Origin of the sequence: Nonomuraea sp. NPDC004580 (genome assembly GCF_040609855.1) — a bacterium.
In the GTDB taxonomy this organism is placed as follows: Bacteria; Actinomycetota; Actinomycetes; order Streptosporangiales; family Streptosporangiaceae; genus Nonomuraea; species Nonomuraea salmonea.
The window spans coordinates 153199-167489 of the sequence record NZ_JBEXLH010000001.1 but is presented as its reverse complement, the minus strand read 5'-3'; the positions used below and the strand labels follow the sequence as shown (position 1 = coordinate 167489).

The following is a 14291-nucleotide window of genomic DNA, read 5'->3' as shown; positions in this document are numbered from 1 at the left end:
GGCGCGCGTCCTGCTGCTCGACGGGGCGGACAGGATCCTGCTGTACCGCGGGCTGCTGCTGACTACACGATCGAGGTCGACACCTCGTGGACCACCCGCCTGGCCAGGGTCACCAGCCGCACGGTGACCGGCACCCGCCGCACGTTCCTGGAGTCCGACGGCAGGGGCCGCTGGCAGGTGGACGGCTCCCCCGCCCCCGACCTGGACGGCTGCCTCGACGTCGACCTGGAGTCCTCGGCGATGACCAACACGTTCCCTGTGCACCGCCTCCGCCTGGCGACGGGCTCAGGCGCCCCGGCCCCGGCCGCGTACGTCCGCGCCCTGGACCTGTCCGCGGAACGCCTCGGCCAGCACTACACCCGCGCGGGCGACGACACCTACGACTACGCGGCACCGGCCTTCGAGGTCGCCTGCCGCCTCCACTACGACCCTTCGGCCCTCGTCCTCGACTACCCCGGCCTCGCCACCCGCGCGCTCTAGCTCGACGGGAGGAGGGTGCCCAGGGGGCCGAGGTCCAGGTTGAGGTCCTCAGGGGTGAGGTCGAACCGGTCGCAGAGGTCCTTCATGGCCTCTTCCAGGCGCATCAGGGTGACGCCCAAGGTCTCGATCTGTTCGTCCGTCAGGTTGCCCTCCTCCATGCGGCGGACGCACTGGCGTTCCACGAGCTGGCGGATCAGCTCGATGAGGGTCAGGACGAGGCGGGACAGGTCGCGCTCGACCGTCTCCGAGTCGGCGGCGATGCGCCAGCGGGGCTTGTCCGCGGTCACGTCAGGTCCTCCCTTCGAGCTCGTCGACCGAGGCGAGCAGGGCATTGAGGGAGATGCGGACGATGTCGATGTCGGCGATCGACAGGACCAGGTCGCCGGTCAGCACCACGCCGCCCGCCAGCAGCCGGTCCAGCAGGTCCACCAGGGCGATCCGTTCGGGCGGCAGGTCGTCGGTGGCCACCACGTCCCGTACGTGCATGATCACGTCGTTTCCATGACCGTGAACGAGTACGGCGCCCACGGGCCGGTCAGGCGGATCTCGACGCCGTCGCCGCCGAGGGTGCCCGCCAGCTCGGCGAACTCCGTGGCGCGCGCCTCGTCCACCAGGTACGCGCCGTTCAGCAGCATCCAGTCGTGGCGGCCGGACAGGCGCGGGTCCTGGGGGCGGTGGCGGCAGCCGTCGGCGGCCAGGGCGGACAGCGTGCGGTGGATGTGGTCGGCGCGGCGCAGCGCCTGCTTGCGGAGCTGCTCCCGGCCGCGCAGGCTCGCCCTTCGCCGCTCCAGGTACGCCCGCCCCGGACGCCCATACGTCCCGTCGTCGCGGCCATGCCTTCCGCTCGCCGCCCCCGACGGCGCTGGGTGGGCGGGCGACCCCGTGTCCGGGGTCCCGGCGAGGTGGCCGGCCCCTTCGGCCGCACGCCCGGACGAGCGCGTTCCGGCGGCCTCAGGTGCCGGCTCCTGCCCGGGGTCGGAGAGGGCGGTGTAGACCTTGACGCCCCATTCGTTGCGGCCTGCGACGTGCGACAGGACGCGGTGGAAGGCTGTTCCGCGGCGGGTCAGGAGGTCCTGGACCTGCTCGTCGCCGGCGTAGACCGTGACGAGGCGGACCGGGGCGGTGGTGGTGGCGGCGGCGATCGTGTCCACCACGCGGTGGTGGGCGCGGGCGGTCTCGGCCAGCCAGTCGAGGTCCTCAAGGCTGCGGCGCAGCGGCTCCTCGCCGAAGGTGTCGAGCGGGACCGAGCTCACGTACGCCACCAGACCGCCGTGCTCGATCGTGCGGACAGGTGCCCCTGCCACGCCGGCCGGGGTCGAGAGGGGTTCACGGGCGACCGCGTACAGGTACGTTCCCTCAGCCACCGATTTCCTCCCGTCCCTCGGCGACGGCCAGGCGGCGGCGCAGGCGGCGGTTCTCCTCGACCAGCTCGCGGTCGCGTCCGGACAGCCAGGGGTCGTGCGCCCACCAGTCGATGCCCAGCTCCCTGGCGGTGTCGACGGAGGCGATCAGCAGCCTGAGCTTGATCGTGAGGAGTTCGATGTCCAGCAGGTTGACCCGGATGTCGCCGGCGATGACGATGCCCCGGTCGAGGACGCGTTCGAGGATGTCGCCGAGGTTGGCGGGTTCGCGGTTGGCGGGGCCCGACCCATACGTGGGGCGGACGACGGGACCGGAGGTCATCACGCCTCCCCGAAGTCGGCGTTCGACCGCCGGTAGCGCCGGATCCTGCGATATGACAGCAAGGTGCCCTCCATATCCATCTCCACCCGATAGAGGGCGAGCATGTCGCCCGACGACGGGATGCGGCGGTCCTCGACGAGCTCGACGTCCACCCGCCAGCCGTCGTCCGCCGGGACGACCGAGGTGACGCCCTCCGGTTCCTTCTTTGTCAGCTCGGCGATGTGCCGCATGCCCGCCTCGCCCGCCGACGCGGCGTCCAGCACCTCGACGACATCCGTTTCGTCAAGCTCCTCGGTGTCCGATCCCTCGGCGCTCACCTCCGGCTCACCTCCCCATCGCCAGCCGCAGGACCTCTTCGGTGGCCCGGCGTTCCTCTTCCTCCGAGATCTCGCCGGCCCTCCTGGCCGCCTCGATCGCCTCAAGCCGCCGGCGTACGGCGGCGGGGTTGCGCAGCTCGCGCTCCGCCTGGTCCTGGATCATCTCCGCGAGCCTGACCAGCCCGCGCATCGGCGCGAGCGGCCAGGTGAAGATCAACGAAATCAGCCCCACGCGCCGTACCCCCTTCAGCTCTGCGCGACGACGAAGTCGTACGGCGCCATCGGCCCGATGAGCCGCAGCTCCACGCGGCCCTCCCAGCGCTCGCCGAATTCCTTCAGCGCCTGCTCCAGGTCCTTGCGCTGGTCCGACTTGACGAGCAGGGCGACGTGCGCGGCGTCCCATTCGTGGGACGGCTCCCTGAGCGAGGCCTGTAGGTAGTACCCGGACAGGCCGTCGAGCAGCAGGCGGGTGTCCATGTCCCGCTTGGCCTCGACGGAGGCGGTGATGATCTCGCCGAGCCTGATGCGCTCGTTGCGGGTGGCGTCCTCGGAGGTGCCGCGGATGGCGTCGCGCAGGCCGGCGGCCTCCGGGCTCTCGGCGAGGATCTCGGTCAGGACGGACCCTTCGGCGTAGCGGCCCTTGACGACGTACTGGGCGCTGCCGGCCAGCTCGTCGAGGGCGGCCACGAAGTCGTCGTGGTGCGGCGCGAGCAGCTCGTCCACGACGGCGCCCGTGTCGGACAGCACCGCCCCGAACCGGAACGGCAGCACGGGCCCCTTGGCGGCCATGCTGTCCAGCAGCTCCTCGTGGGCCAGCAGGTCGTCGGGACGGCCGAGCGGCTTGTCCACGTTCACGCCGCTGACGACGGCCGCGATCTCGCCGTGCTTGACGAGCCGCACCTCGCCAGGAGGCTCCCCCAGCCCCTTCTGGTCGCGGCTCACCTCGGTCTCCGCCGGGACGATGCCGTAGACGTACGTGGCGAGATTCTGGATCTCCTGGGTGGCCTGGCCGGACCCGGAGACGTTGGTCGAGCGTCCCATGGCGCTTGCTCTTCCTCTCACTTGAGCCGCATCTTCCTGGTGGGGGCGCTCCGGGGTTCCTTCTCCTCCTCGGCCTGCCCGGTCTCCTCGTCCGACCCGCTCAGCTCGCGCTGCTCGTCGCCCTCGACCATGCCCTGGATGACCTCCTTGGAGGCGTCCTGGCCGGAGCCGCCGCCCTTGGCCAGGCCGATGGCCTCGGGCAGGCTCTGCTCGCTCTGGGACATGTCCAGCCGGTTAGCGGCCTCGGCGAAGCGCAGGTAGGTGTCGACGCTGGCCACGACGACGCGCGCGTCGATGGTCAGGATCTCGATGCCGACGAGGGACACCCGGACGTAGGCGTCGATCACGAGCCCCCGGTCGAGGATCGTGTCGATGACGTCGGCGAGGCCGGTGGGGCCCCGCCCGCCGCCCTGCCCGGCCGACGCCGGCTGCACTGACGTAGTCATAGTGTGGTTCTCCCTCCGCCTCACCCGGCCTGCCCGGTGAAACCGACACGGAACCACATACGATCGAAAACCGGACAGATTTGGGATACGCCTCGCTTACGGGTGATTACTCACCGCAAATATTGAGGCGCGCGGGTGTTTACCTCAGCTGCTCGCGCGTACGGCCAGCTGCGGCGGCAGCAGCGTCGAGTCGGGCGCCACGCGGCCCTCCAGCTTGTCCATCACCAGCCTGACCGCCTCCCTGCCCACCTCCTCGGCCGGGATCAGCACGGAGGTCAGCGGCGGGCTCGCCCGCTCGGCCACGTCGTCGGGGCAGATCGCCACCACCGCCACGTCGTCCGGCACCCGGCGGCCGAGCTGGCGCAGCGCGGCCAGCACGTGGCCCACCGCCGACTCGTTGTGCACGACGAGCCCGGACAGGCCGGGGTGGTCGAGCAGCAGGTCGCGGACGGTCTCGTACACCTCGTCGAACGTCTCCTCGCAGGGCAGCGCGACGCCCTCGATGCCGTGCGTGCCCAACGCCTCGACGAAGCCCTCGCGAGTGCGGGTGGCGAAGCCGGTGCCGCGGTCGTAGACGACCGAGGGGGCGCCGAGCAGCGCGATCTCCTCGTGCCCGCGCTCGGCCAGGTGCTGGACACAGCGCGCGCCGGCGGCGCGGAAGTCGAGGTCGACGCAGGTCAGCCCGGCGGGCTCGGCGGGAAAGCCGATGAGCACGCTCGGCTCGGGCAGCTCGCGCAGCAGCGGCACCCGCAGGTCGTCCAGCTCGACGTCCATCAGGACGAGCGCGTCCACGAGCGCGCTGGCGGCCACCCTGCGGATGCCCGCGGTGCCCTCGTCGGCGGTCAGCAGCAGCACGTCGTGGTCGAAGCGGCGGGCCGCGGTCACGACCGCGCTGGCGAAGCGCATCAGCACCGGCACGTGCATGCCCGCCCGCAGCGGCAGCACGAGCGCGATCACGTTGGAGCGCTTGCTGGCCAGCGCGCGGGCGCCGGCGTTGGGGTGGTAGCCCAAGGCTTGAACGCTGTCGAGCACCCGCCGCCGGGTGTCAGCCGAGATCGTACGCTTGCCGCTCAGCACGTACGACACCGTGCTCACGGCCACGCCGGCGTGCTTGGCCACCTCCGCGATGGTGACCGTGCGCCCGCTCAAGCCCCGGCTCCGAACTCGATCACCGTCAGCGTCACGCCCTCGTCCTCGAACACCACGTACAGATCGTGCACCCCGTCCACGCCTTCGAGGGAGACCGGAATGGCCTGATGGTCGTACCGGCCGGTCCTGGGCACGGGGAAGCCGGCCAGCGCGGGGCCGTGCAGCGGGTCGCCGAGCCGTACGGTGATCATGCCGCCCTCGGTGCTGCCCGCCCTGGCCAGGCAGGTCGTGACGCCGGTCAGGTCGACCTCGCGGAACAGGATCCAGGCGCCCTCGGCGTCGGAGCGCACGGCGTCGCCGTCCGATCGGCTCGCGTCCACGAACGTGATCGCGTCGTACTCGTCGTGGCAGGCTGCGCGCAGCGGCCCGCGCTGCGGCGGCACGACCTCGCCCTCGGCCTCGAAGCCCGCGCTCAGCCGCAGGTCGGTGGCGCTGCGGCCGACCATGAGCCGGTGCGGTGCCCGCTCGACGACGAACCTGCCCCTGGTGACGTCCCAGAACGCCAGCTCGGAGACCGGCAGCCGCAGCTCGACCGTACGGCTCTCGCCCGGCCCCAGCCGCACCTTCTCGAACCCGCGCAACCGGCGCAGCGGCTGCTTGACCCGGGAGCGCTGCTGGTGGGTGTAGAACTGCACGACCTCGACGCCGGGCCGCGGCCCGGTGTTGGTCACCGTCACCTGGGCGTGCACCACGTCGCCGTCGAGGCGGACGCGCAGCCCGGTGTAGCCGAACGTGGTGTAGCTCAGCCCGTGGCCGAAGGGGTGCAGGGGGACGCCCCGGAAGTACTGGTAGGTGGCGTCGGAGGCGATGATGTCGTAGTCGAGCAGGTCGGGCAGCTCGTGCTCGGAGCGGTACCAGGTCTGGGTCAGCCTGCCCTCGGGGTCGGCGTCGCCGAACAGCACCTCGGCCAGCGCGTGGCCGTACTCCTGGCCACCGTGCGCCGACCAAAGCACGGCGGGCAGGTCACCGGTGGTCCAGGTCAGCGGGTAGCCGCTGGTGAGGACGAGCACGGTGCGCGGGTTGGCCTCGCGCGCGGCGCGTACGACGGCGTCCTGCGCGGGGGCCAGCGCCAGCGTCAGCCTGTCCTCGGTCTCCCTGCCGTTGACCAGCGGATGGTCGCCGGCCACCACGATCGCCACGTCGGCCTCCGCGGCCAGCCTGGCGGCCTCGGCGGTGCCGCTCCTGACGACGTCCATGGCCAGCCAGACGGCCTGGTCGGCGTCGTCCACCAGGCGCAGCACGCCGTCGTCGGCGGCGCCCACGTAGCAGCCGGTCGAGATGTGGCGCAGGGCGAGCGTGCCGCGCGGCCGCTCCTCCATGCGGAACGTCTGGCGCACCTCCCACCCGTTAGGCCCAGGCTGGTCGTTGACCAGGGTGGTGCCGTCCACCGAGACGAACCGGCCGGTGGTCACGGAGCGCAGCGCGTACGCGCCGCCGCCCCAGTCGAAGACGTCGAACAGCCCCGCCTCCTGCGCTCCCACGCTGAGCGGCCCGCCGGCCGGGTCGGCGGCGACCGGGCCGGACTCGGCGGTCAGCGTCACCCGGTCCACCGCCTCGCAGAACACGGTCTCGCAGCGCTCGGCCAGCCCGGCGCGGGCGGTGACGGCGTACGGCAGCGTGCCGCTGTACCAGTCCTCCATCAGCGTGTCGCCGAGCTGCCCGAGCACCGCGACCTTGCGGACGTCGCGCAGTGGCAGCAGCCCGTCGTTCTCCAGCAGCACGAACGAGCGCCGCGCCGCCTCCCTGGCCAGCGCCCGGTGCTCGGGGCAGTTGACGACGGAGTCGGTGACGTCGTCGTACGGCGTCGCCGGGTCGAACTCCCCCAGCCGGAACCTGATGGCGAGCGCGTGCCCGGCGGCCTGGTCGATGTCCTGCTCGGTGAGCAGCCCCTGGCCGAGCGCGGCACGCAGGTGGCCGAGGGTGGCCTCCGCGCGGTCGTCGTCCTGGGTGAAGCTGTCGAGACCGGCCTTGACCGCGTGCGCGTACGCCTCGGGCAGCGTGTCGTGGTAGCCCTGGAGCCCGGTGAGGTTGCCCGGCGCGTACGCGTCGCTGACCAGCAGCAGGTCGCCGGGGGCCCAGGCGCGCAGCACCTGCCCGATGAGCGGGCTGAGGTGCGCGGGCCGCCCGTTGACCAGGTTGTACGACGGCATGACGGCCACCGCGGCGCCCGACTCGATGGGCTGCTTGAAGGCGGGCAGCTCGTACTCGTGCAGCACCCTGGGCGGCAGGTTGCTGGAGGTGGTGCAGCGGTCGGTCTCGTTGTTGTAGGCGAGGAAGTGCTTGAGCGTGGGCGCGGTCTTGAGCACGGCGGGCGGCCCGTCCTCGCCGGGAGCGCTCCCACCAAGTCCGCGCGCGTACGCCGTGGCGAGGACCGAGGTCAGCCACGGATCCTCGGAGTAGCCCTCCTCGTTCCGCCCCCACCGCGGGTCGCGCAGCAGGTTGACCACCGGCGCCCACACGTTGAGCCCCGCCCCCGCCGGGTCCTTGTGGTGGCAGGCCACCACCTCGTCGCCGGCCGCCGCGCCCACCCGGTGCAGCAGGTCAGGGTCCCAGGTCGAGGCGAGCCCGATGGCCTGCGGGAAGACGGTGGCGGGGCCGAGCCAGGCCAGGCCGTGCAGCGCCTCGGTGCCCGTACGGAAGGGGCCGATCCCCAGCCGCTCCACCGGCGCCTGGTACTGGTGCAGCAGGCTCAGCTTCTCCTCGATGGTGAGCCTGCGCAGCACGTCGCCGATCCGGTCGTGAAGGGGGGCCGCTGGGTCGCGGAAGGGGGGTTCTTGCATGATCATCCCTCTGAGAGTGTCGAAGCGCTTCGACGACCGGCCTGGGGAAGTTACGCGGAAATTTCAGTGGATTGACTGAAGGGTGCACGCCGATGTGACCAAGGTCAAGGGATTCGCGCCAATCCTCCCGGCAATCTTCCCGAATCGATCGAGTCGAGCACCCGCGCCGCGCCCCCGAGCGCCGCCGCGTCGTGCCCCAGCGTCGAGGCCACGACCTCGGGCGCTCCCGGAGCGACCACCCGCCTGCCCAGCTCGTCGTGGACTGCGGGCAGCACCCACGGCGCCAGCGGGACGTAATAGCCGCCGAGGATCACCACCGCGGGGTCGAGCAGGTTGGCCAGGATCGCCACGCCCTGGCCGAGACCCGTGCCGACCGAGGTGAGCCGGGCCAGCGTGCCGGGGTCGCCGGAGCGCGCCTGGCGGACGACCTCCTCGATCTCGGCCTGCGTCTCGGCCGGCGACAGGTCTTTGCGCAGCACCGCGCCGATGCCGGCCACCGCCTCCAGGCAGCCGCGCCGCCCGCAGTGGCAGACGGGCCCTTCCGGGTCGAGCTGCACGTGGCCGATCTCGCCGCTGTAGCCGAGCCCGCCCCTGCGCAGCCGGCCGTCGAGGATGATGCCGGCGCCCACGCCGACGCCGCCGCTGAGGTAGACCAGGTCGGCGGCGCCCGCGTAAGGGCCGAAGCGCTGCTCGGCCAGGGCCGCGAGGTTGGCGTCGTTGTCGACCTGGATGGGGAAGCCGGGGTCGCGCAGCGCCTTGGCAAGGTCGCCGCCGAGGTCGGCGTCGTGCCAGCCGAGGTTGGGCGCGAGACGTACGGTGCCCTGCACGTCGACCAGGCCGGGCACGGCCACGGCGAGGCCGAGCACCTGGCGCTCCTCCTTGGCCATGCGGTTGACCACGCGCCGGACGATCGCGCCGACGCCCGCCACGCTCTGACTGACCGAGTCGCCGCCCGAGAACGCCCGCCGCCAGGTCAGCAGCCGCCCGCCCGCGAGGTCGGTGGCGACGGCCGAGACGGTGTCGACGCCGATCTCGACCCCGATGGCCGCGTACGGCGAACCGTCGAGGACGAGCATCGTGGCCGGCCGGCCGACGCGGTTCTCGGTCAGCCCGGTCTCGCGCACGAGCCGGCGGTCGATGAGGTCGGCGACCAGGCTGGAGACGGTCGCCTTGTTCAGCCCCGTGGAGGCCGCGATGTCGGCGCGCGAGCACGGCGCGTGCTCACGGACGAAGCGCAGCACGACCGCGAGGTTGGTGGCCCGTACGTCGGCGAAGTCGGCCGGCTGAGGGCCGGTCGTAGAAGTGATCAATATCAGCCCCGTTCCCGCCAAGAAGTGATCCCAGCATGCCGCATCGCCGGCTTCCTCCACCAACCGGAGACCCGCCGCTGCGGCGGTCCGTCATGCGGGTTGCTCATCGGCACCAACCTGTGACCGTCGCGATCCCTTGTGGCTGCAGTCACACTCTACTAATTTGTTTGGTCGAAATACCAACTAATTGTAGGTGGGGCGCGTTCCGCGGTCCACCGCGGGCAGCGGCGTTCCGCGCCCCAGCGCCCATCCCATCCCATCCCATCCCGAGGAGTGACCCCCTCATGCCGACACCCGACCCGACCCGCCGCGCGTTCCTCGGCCTGGTCGGCGCAAGCGTCCTGGTGGCGGGCTGCGCCGAGAAGAGACAGGCGCCCCAGGGCACGGCCGTGGCCGCCGACAAGCTCAAGAGCCTGGTGCCGACGCGGGTGCCGTTCGAGATCCCCGGGCTGAAGCCCGATCTGCCCGCCTCCGAGTTCGTGCAGGCGGGCTTCCTGACCCGGCCGGCCCAGATGGTGCAGGCCGTCACCACGCCGCCGCTGACCAGCGGCAAGGAGGTGACCGCGATGACGCCGCTGTGGGGCACGGTGCCGCCGGGGCTCGGCAGCAACTCCTACTACGAAGAGGTCAACAAGCGGCTCGGCGGCGTCGTCCGCTTCAACATCTCCGACGGCAACACCTACGGGCAGAAGCTCAGCACCGTCCTGGCCAGCGGCGACGTGCCGGAGATGGTGATGGTCCCGGAATGGGAGCTGATCAAGATCGGCCGCTTCACCGAGGCGGCCAACAAGCTCTTCGCCGACCTGGGCCCCTACCTGGCCGGCGACAAGGCCAAGGAGTTCCCGCTGCTGGCCAACTACGACACCGCGGCCTGGCAGTACGGCGTCTTCGGCGGCGTGCTCCAGGGCATCCCGTGGCAGAACGACCCGTACCCGTTCGCCACCTTCGTCCGCCAGGACATCATGAAGAAACTCGGCCTCGAACACCCCAAGAGCGCCGACGACCTCCTCACGCTCGGCGCGGCGATCACCGACGCCAAGGGCAAGCGCTGGGCGTTCGGCGGCGGCATGGAGCAGGAGATCCAGCGGGCCTTCGGCGTGCCGCGCGAGTGGCGCAAGAAGAGCGACGGCACGCTGGAGTACAAGTACGAGACCGAGGAGTGGGCCGCCCACATCGAGTTCGTCGCCAAGCTCTTCGAGGCCGGCCACGTGCACCCCGACGTCGTGGCCAACAAGGACGCCGACAACAAGGCCATCTTCGGCAGCGGCGAGATCGTCATCTACCGCGACGGGCTCGGCGCCTGGCACGAGGCGCTCGGCCGCTTCCAGGCCGACAACCCCGGCTTCGACATGCAGATCGTCGACCCGTACCCGGCCAAGCCCGGCGGCCGGCTCATCATGTGGCGCAACGAGCCCGCCAGCATGTTCATCTTCATCAAGAAGGGGCTCGGCGACGCCCGCACCCGTGAGCTGCTCGCGCTGTCGAACTGGGCCTCGGGGCCGTTCGGCACCCAGGAGTACGAGCTGTGCTACAACGGCGTCGAGGGCAAGCACTACACGGTCGAGGACGGCAAGGTCAAGCAGACCGCGCTCGGCCGCAAGGAGGTCGCGCCGACCTACCTGTTCCTGTCCGGCCGGCCCAACGCCAACGCGATGAGCCAGTACGACGGGCTCGTGCAGTCCATGTGGGACTGGCAGACCAAGGCGGCCGCGATCCTGGAGGACGACCCGTTCGTGGGCATCAGGGTGGAGCGGCCGTCGAAGATGGCCGGGCTGGTCACGCCCACCGAGGACAAGATGCAGGAGATCTTCCGCGGCAAGCGGCCGATCTCCGAGTGGCCGAAGATCCTCAAGGACTGGCAGGAGCAGGGCGGCAACGAGGCACGCGAGTTCTACATGAAGGTCGCGCGCGAGAACGGGCGGCTGTGACGACGCTACGGACAAGCGCGGACATGGACGCAGGCAGGACCACGGGCGCGGGCGCGGGCACCCACGCCGCGTACAAGCCGTCGTGGCGGGCCAAGCTGCGCAGGGACTGGCCGTTGCTGGTGATGAACCTGCCGATGCTGCTCGTCGTGGTCGCCTTCTGGTGGATCCCGGCGCTCGGCAACGTCATCGCGTTCCAGGACTACAACCCGTACACCGACGGCATCCTCGGCAGCCCCGTCATCGGTTTCACCAACTTCGCGCTGCTCTTCGAGGACCCGCAGTTCCTGCGCGCGATCACCAACACCCTGTCGATCACGGCGTTCCAGCTCGTCTTCTACTTCCCCGTGCCGATCATGCTGGCGCTGCTGCTCAACAGCATCGTCTCGGCCCGGCTGCGGGCGTTCGTGCAGGGCGTGGTCTACATGCCGTTCTTCTTCTCCTGGGTGCTGGTCGTCGCCATCTTCCAGCAGATGTTCGGCGGCGCGGGCCTGCTCGCGCAGATCCTGCGGGAGAACGGCCGCGAGGCGGTGGACTGGATGACGAACTCCGACACGTTCATCCTGCTCATCACCTCGCAGACGATCTGGAAGGACGCCGGCTGGGGCGCGATCATCTTCCTGGCCGCGCTCAGCACCATCGACCCCAACCTGTACGAGGCCGCCGCCGTGGACGGCGCCCGCCGCTGGCGCCGCATGTGGCACATCACGCTGCCCGGCCTGCGCCCGGTGATCGTGCTGCTGCTGATCCTGCGCCTGGGCGACGCGCTGAATGTCGGGTTCGAGCAGTTCATGCTGCAGCGCAGCGCGGTCGGCAGCGAGGCGTCCGAGGTGTTCGACACGTTCGTGTACTGGTCGGGCCTGCGTACCGGGGACCTCGGGTACGGGGCGGCGGCCGGGCTGTTCAAGGGCCTGGTGGGGCTGCTGCTGATCCTGGCGGCCAACCGGGTCGCGCACGCCATGGGGGAACGAGGGGTGTATTCGCGATCATGACGGCTTCGACGTTCACACGCGGCAAGGGCCGTCCGGCCCGGCTGGCCCCCTGGGAGGAACGCCCGTCACCGGTCGGGCAGCTCGGCAAGGGCACGCTGGTGACGCTGATCCTGGTGGCCGTGCTCGGCCCGCTCTACACGATCGTGCTCACCAGCCTCAGCTCGTCGGCCACGGTGACCGCGGCCGGAGGGCTGGTGCTGGTGCCGGACGGCATCACGTTCGAGGCGTACCGGCAGATCTTCTCCGACACGGTGGTCAGCCGGGCGATCCTCGTCAGCACCGGCGTCACCGTCGTCGGAACGCTGATCAGCGCAGGGGTGAGCGTGCTGGGGGCGTACTCGCTGTCGCGGCCCGGCTCGTTCCTGCACCGGCCGCTGCTGTTCAGCGTGCTGCTGATGTTCGTCTTCTTCCCGGGCATCATCCCGGTCTATCTGATGGTCAGCGGGCTCGGGCTGAAGGACAGCTACTGGTCGCTGATCCTGCCGACGGCCGTGTCGGCGTTCAACGTGGTGGTGCTGCGCTCGTTCTTCATGAACATCCCGAAGGAGATCCTGGACAGCGCCCGCATCGACGGGGCCGGTGAGTTCCGCATCCTGTTCAGGATCGTGCTGCCCATGTCGAAGGCGGTCACGGCGGTGGTGGCGATGTTCTACGCGGTCGGCTATTGGAACGCGTGGTTCAACGCGATGCTCTACATCGACGACACCCGCAAGTGGCCGCTCGCGCTCATCCTGCGGCAGTACGTGGTCGACTCGAATCCCCTTCCGGCCGCCACGGCGGGGGTGACGGGGGACGCGCCGCCCACCCTGGCCATCAAGATGGCCATCGTGGTCATCGCGGTCATCCCCGCGCTCGTCCTCTACCCTCTGGTGCAGCGCCACTTCACCAAGGGGGTGATCGTGGGCGCGGTCAAGGGCTGAGCCCGCGGGTCAGGAGTAGAAGTGCATGACCAGGGCCAGGCCACCGAAGTGCACGAGCACCACGATCGTGATCAATGACACGAACACGAATTTCGCCGGGCCGTGCTCGAAGTGTTTGCCCTCCTCCAAGGGGCGCAGCTTGGCCTGGCGCTCGGCGATGCGCTCCTCGATCGGCTTGCGGTGGAACACGGGTGACGTCCCTTCAGGGGCGGAGGGGTATCCTTAGTGGGCTATTAGTTGGTACACAAAGTAATTTATCAGACGTCCCCGGAGGTCCCACCGCATGGAGCCTGTGACAGAGCCGACAGATCTCCTCGCGCTGGACCGTCAGGTGTGCTTCGCCCTCAGCATCGCCTCCCGCAGCGTCATCGCCCTCTACCGGCCGCTGCTGCAGCCCATGGGCCTGACCCACCCGCAATATCTCGCCATGCTGGCGCTGTGGCAGCACGAGCCGCTGTCGGTCAAGGAGCTGGGCGAGCTGCTCCAGCTCGACGCCGGGACGCTGTCGCCGCTGCTCAAGCGGCTCCAGTCGCTCGGTTACGTCAACCGCGAGCGCAACGCCAGGGACGAGCGCTCCCTGGTCGTCACCCTGACTCCCGAGGGGCGGCGGCTGCGGGCCGAGGCCGAGAAGATTCCGCCCGCGATCGTCGAGCGTCTGGGGATGAGCCTGTCCGAGCTCCAGGACCTGCACGCGGTGCTGAGCCGCGTGATCGAAGCCGCCCGCCCCTGACTCACTTCATCAGCTCGTACGCGATGTACGCCGTCACGCCGTACGCGAGGTGCGGCACGACGTCGGACGCCCAGGAGGACGCGGACCACTCACGCGGATCCGTGATCCCGAGCGCCGTCATGGGCGCGTTGGACCCGACCATGGCCAGCGCCGTCAACGCCAGCACCCCGACCGGCCACGGAACCCGCCGCCTGGACGCGAGCACCCCGTAGCAGACCGCCGCCCCGGCCCCGGTGGCATACCCCGTCAACGCCCCGAGCGCCTCCTTCCTGTTCTCGGCCTGCTCCTTCTCCCCGAGCCCCACCCCGCCCATCTCAGCCAGCCTCCCCACGGTCTCGGCCGGCGTGCTACTGGCCGGCCGCGCCCTGACCGCCATGTCGAGGTAGGTGACGAGATTGAGCGCACTGGTCCCAGCCGCCCCGGCGATGAGCCCTTTGACGAGTGTCCGCATGCACCCCCACCTACCCATCCCCCGCAAAGAAGGCCCTCCTGCCCGGAAACACCCCAGCCAGACAGGA

The 14291-nt window shown here is 70.8% G+C and carries 16 protein-coding genes and 2 pseudogenes; 5 read left to right on the top strand and 13 right to left on the bottom strand.

Going from position 1 to position 14291, the window contains the following annotated elements:
• Positions 1 to 51: 51 nt before the first annotated feature.
• Positions 52 to 480 (top strand): annotated as a pseudogene (locus ABZW11_RS00745) (putative glycolipid-binding domain-containing protein); the annotation flags it as partial.
• Here the strand turns inward: ABZW11_RS00745 and ABZW11_RS00740 are convergent.
• From ABZW11_RS00740 to ABZW11_RS00690, 11 genes and pseudogenes are all read right to left on the bottom strand, one after another.
• On the bottom strand, positions 477 to 767 hold the full coding sequence (locus tag ABZW11_RS00740; RefSeq protein WP_355411146.1) for a gas vesicle protein K: 291 nt from the start codon (positions 765 to 767) through the stop codon (positions 477 to 479). The pseudogene ABZW11_RS00745 and the gene ABZW11_RS00740 overlap by 4 nt on opposite strands.
• A 1-nt stretch (position 768) precedes the next feature.
• Positions 769 to 966, bottom strand: coding sequence for a gas vesicle protein (locus ABZW11_RS00735; RefSeq protein ID WP_355412010.1), 198 nt, complete (start codon positions 964 to 966; stop codon positions 769 to 771).
• Positions 967 to 968: 2 nt separating this feature from the next.
• Complete coding sequence (locus ABZW11_RS00730; RefSeq protein WP_355411144.1) at positions 969 to 1844, bottom strand: GvpL/GvpF family gas vesicle protein; 876 nt, start codon at positions 1842 to 1844, stop codon at positions 969 to 971.
• On the bottom strand, positions 1837 to 2163 hold the full coding sequence (gene gvpJ, locus ABZW11_RS00725) for a gas vesicle protein GvpJ (protein ID WP_355411142.1): 327 nt from the start codon (positions 2161 to 2163) through the stop codon (positions 1837 to 1839). The genes ABZW11_RS00730 and gvpJ (ABZW11_RS00725) overlap by 8 nt, the downstream gene beginning before the upstream one ends.
• Complete coding sequence (gvpO, locus tag ABZW11_RS00720; protein ID WP_355411140.1) at positions 2163 to 2480, bottom strand: gas vesicle protein GvpO; 318 nt, start codon at positions 2478 to 2480, stop codon at positions 2163 to 2165. Before gvpO ends, gvpJ (ABZW11_RS00725) begins: the two co-directional genes overlap by 1 nt.
• A 7-nt stretch (positions 2481 to 2487) precedes the next feature.
• Positions 2488 to 2712: a gas vesicle protein GvpG gene (locus ABZW11_RS00715; protein ID WP_355411138.1), complete on the bottom strand. Its 225-nt coding sequence runs from the start codon at positions 2710 to 2712 to the stop codon at positions 2488 to 2490.
• Positions 2713 to 2726: 14 nt separating this feature from the next.
• Entirely contained in the window at positions 2727 to 3521 is a 795-nt protein-coding gene (locus tag ABZW11_RS00710) for a GvpL/GvpF family gas vesicle protein (RefSeq protein ID WP_355411136.1), read from the bottom strand.
• Between the two features lie 239 nt (positions 3522 to 3760).
• Positions 3761 to 3967: pseudogene (gene gvpJ / locus ABZW11_RS00705) on the bottom strand (gas vesicle protein GvpJ); the annotation flags it as partial.
• Positions 3968 to 4111: 144 nt separating this feature from the next.
• Positions 4112 to 5116, bottom strand: coding sequence for a LacI family DNA-binding transcriptional regulator (locus ABZW11_RS00700; protein ID WP_355411134.1), 1005 nt, complete (start codon positions 5114 to 5116; stop codon positions 4112 to 4114).
• Positions 5113 to 7902 (bottom strand): glycoside hydrolase family 3 C-terminal domain-containing protein, encoded by a 2790-nt coding sequence (locus ABZW11_RS00695; RefSeq protein WP_355411132.1) that lies wholly within the window; start codon positions 7900 to 7902, stop codon positions 5113 to 5115. Before ABZW11_RS00695 ends, ABZW11_RS00700 begins: the two co-directional genes overlap by 4 nt.
• Before the next feature lie 98 nt (positions 7903 to 8000).
• Entirely contained in the window at positions 8001 to 9206 is a 1206-nt protein-coding gene (locus ABZW11_RS00690; protein WP_355411130.1) for an ROK family transcriptional regulator, read from the bottom strand.
• A gap of 284 nt (positions 9207 to 9490) precedes the next feature.
• Between ABZW11_RS00690 and ABZW11_RS00685 the strand changes: the two genes are divergently transcribed.
• From ABZW11_RS00685 to ABZW11_RS00675, 3 genes are read left to right on the top strand one after another with little or no spacing between them, the layout of a single operon-like run.
• On the top strand, positions 9491 to 11134 hold the full coding sequence (locus tag ABZW11_RS00685; protein WP_355411128.1) for an extracellular solute-binding protein: 1644 nt from the start codon (positions 9491 to 9493) through the stop codon (positions 11132 to 11134).
• Between the two features lie 23 nt (positions 11135 to 11157).
• A complete protein-coding gene (locus ABZW11_RS00680) occupies positions 11158 to 12123 on the top strand; it encodes an ABC transporter permease subunit (protein WP_355411126.1) in 966 nt (321 codons plus the stop codon).
• Positions 12120 to 13043, top strand: a complete 924-nt coding sequence (locus ABZW11_RS00675; protein ID WP_355411124.1) for a carbohydrate ABC transporter permease — start codon at positions 12120 to 12122, stop codon at positions 13041 to 13043. Before ABZW11_RS00680 ends, ABZW11_RS00675 begins: the two co-directional genes overlap by 4 nt.
• Positions 13044 to 13052: 9 nt before the next feature.
• On the opposite strand, the gene ABZW11_RS00670 is transcribed toward ABZW11_RS00675, so the two are convergent.
• Positions 13053 to 13232 (bottom strand): hypothetical protein, encoded by a 180-nt coding sequence (locus tag ABZW11_RS00670; protein WP_345396182.1) that lies wholly within the window; start codon positions 13230 to 13232, stop codon positions 13053 to 13055.
• A gap of 94 nt (positions 13233 to 13326) precedes the next feature.
• Between ABZW11_RS00670 and ABZW11_RS00665 the strand changes: the two genes are divergently transcribed.
• Positions 13327 to 13773 carry a MarR family transcriptional regulator gene (locus tag ABZW11_RS00665; RefSeq protein WP_355411122.1) on the top strand — a complete coding sequence of 149 codons (447 nt, stop codon included), beginning with the start codon at positions 13327 to 13329 and terminating at the stop codon, positions 13771 to 13773.
• Position 13774: 1 nt separating this feature from the next.
• Here the strand turns inward: ABZW11_RS00665 and ABZW11_RS00660 are convergent, their stop codons facing one another.
• Positions 13775 to 14224 carry a hypothetical protein gene (locus ABZW11_RS00660; protein ID WP_355411120.1) on the bottom strand — a complete coding sequence of 150 codons (450 nt, stop codon included), beginning with the start codon at positions 14222 to 14224 and terminating at the stop codon, positions 13775 to 13777.
• Positions 14225 to 14291 lie beyond the last annotated feature (67 nt).

What these genes read in the sequence shown, in the direction of transcription:
- ABZW11_RS00665 (WP_355411122.1), top strand. Translation starts at nt 13,327, where the DNA reads ATGGAGCCTGTGACAGAGCCGACAGATCTCCTCGCGCTGGACCGTCAG.
- ABZW11_RS00685 (WP_355411128.1), top strand. Translation starts at nt 9,491, where the DNA reads ATGCCGACACCCGACCCGACCCGCCGCGCGTTCCTCGGCCTGGTCGGC.
- ABZW11_RS00735 (WP_355412010.1), bottom strand. Translation starts at nt 966, where the DNA reads ATGCACGTACGGGACGTGGTGGCCACCGACGACCTGCCGCCCGAACGG.
- ABZW11_RS00660 (WP_355411120.1), bottom strand. Translation starts at nt 14,224, where the DNA reads ATGCGGACACTCGTCAAAGGGCTCATCGCCGGGGCGGCTGGGACCAGT.
- gvpJ (WP_355411142.1), bottom strand. Translation starts at nt 2,163, where the DNA reads ATGACCTCCGGTCCCGTCGTCCGCCCCACGTATGGGTCGGGCCCCGCC.
- ABZW11_RS00710 (WP_355411136.1), bottom strand. Translation starts at nt 3,521, where the DNA reads ATGGGACGCTCGACCAACGTCTCCGGGTCCGGCCAGGCCACCCAGGAG.
- ABZW11_RS00695 (WP_355411132.1), bottom strand. Translation starts at nt 7,902, where the DNA reads ATGATCATGCAAGAACCCCCCTTCCGCGACCCAGCGGCCCCCCTTCAC.
- ABZW11_RS00680 (WP_355411126.1), top strand. Translation starts at nt 11,158, where the DNA reads ATGGACGCAGGCAGGACCACGGGCGCGGGCGCGGGCACCCACGCCGCG.
- ABZW11_RS00675 (WP_355411124.1), top strand. Translation starts at nt 12,120, where the DNA reads ATGACGGCTTCGACGTTCACACGCGGCAAGGGCCGTCCGGCCCGGCTG.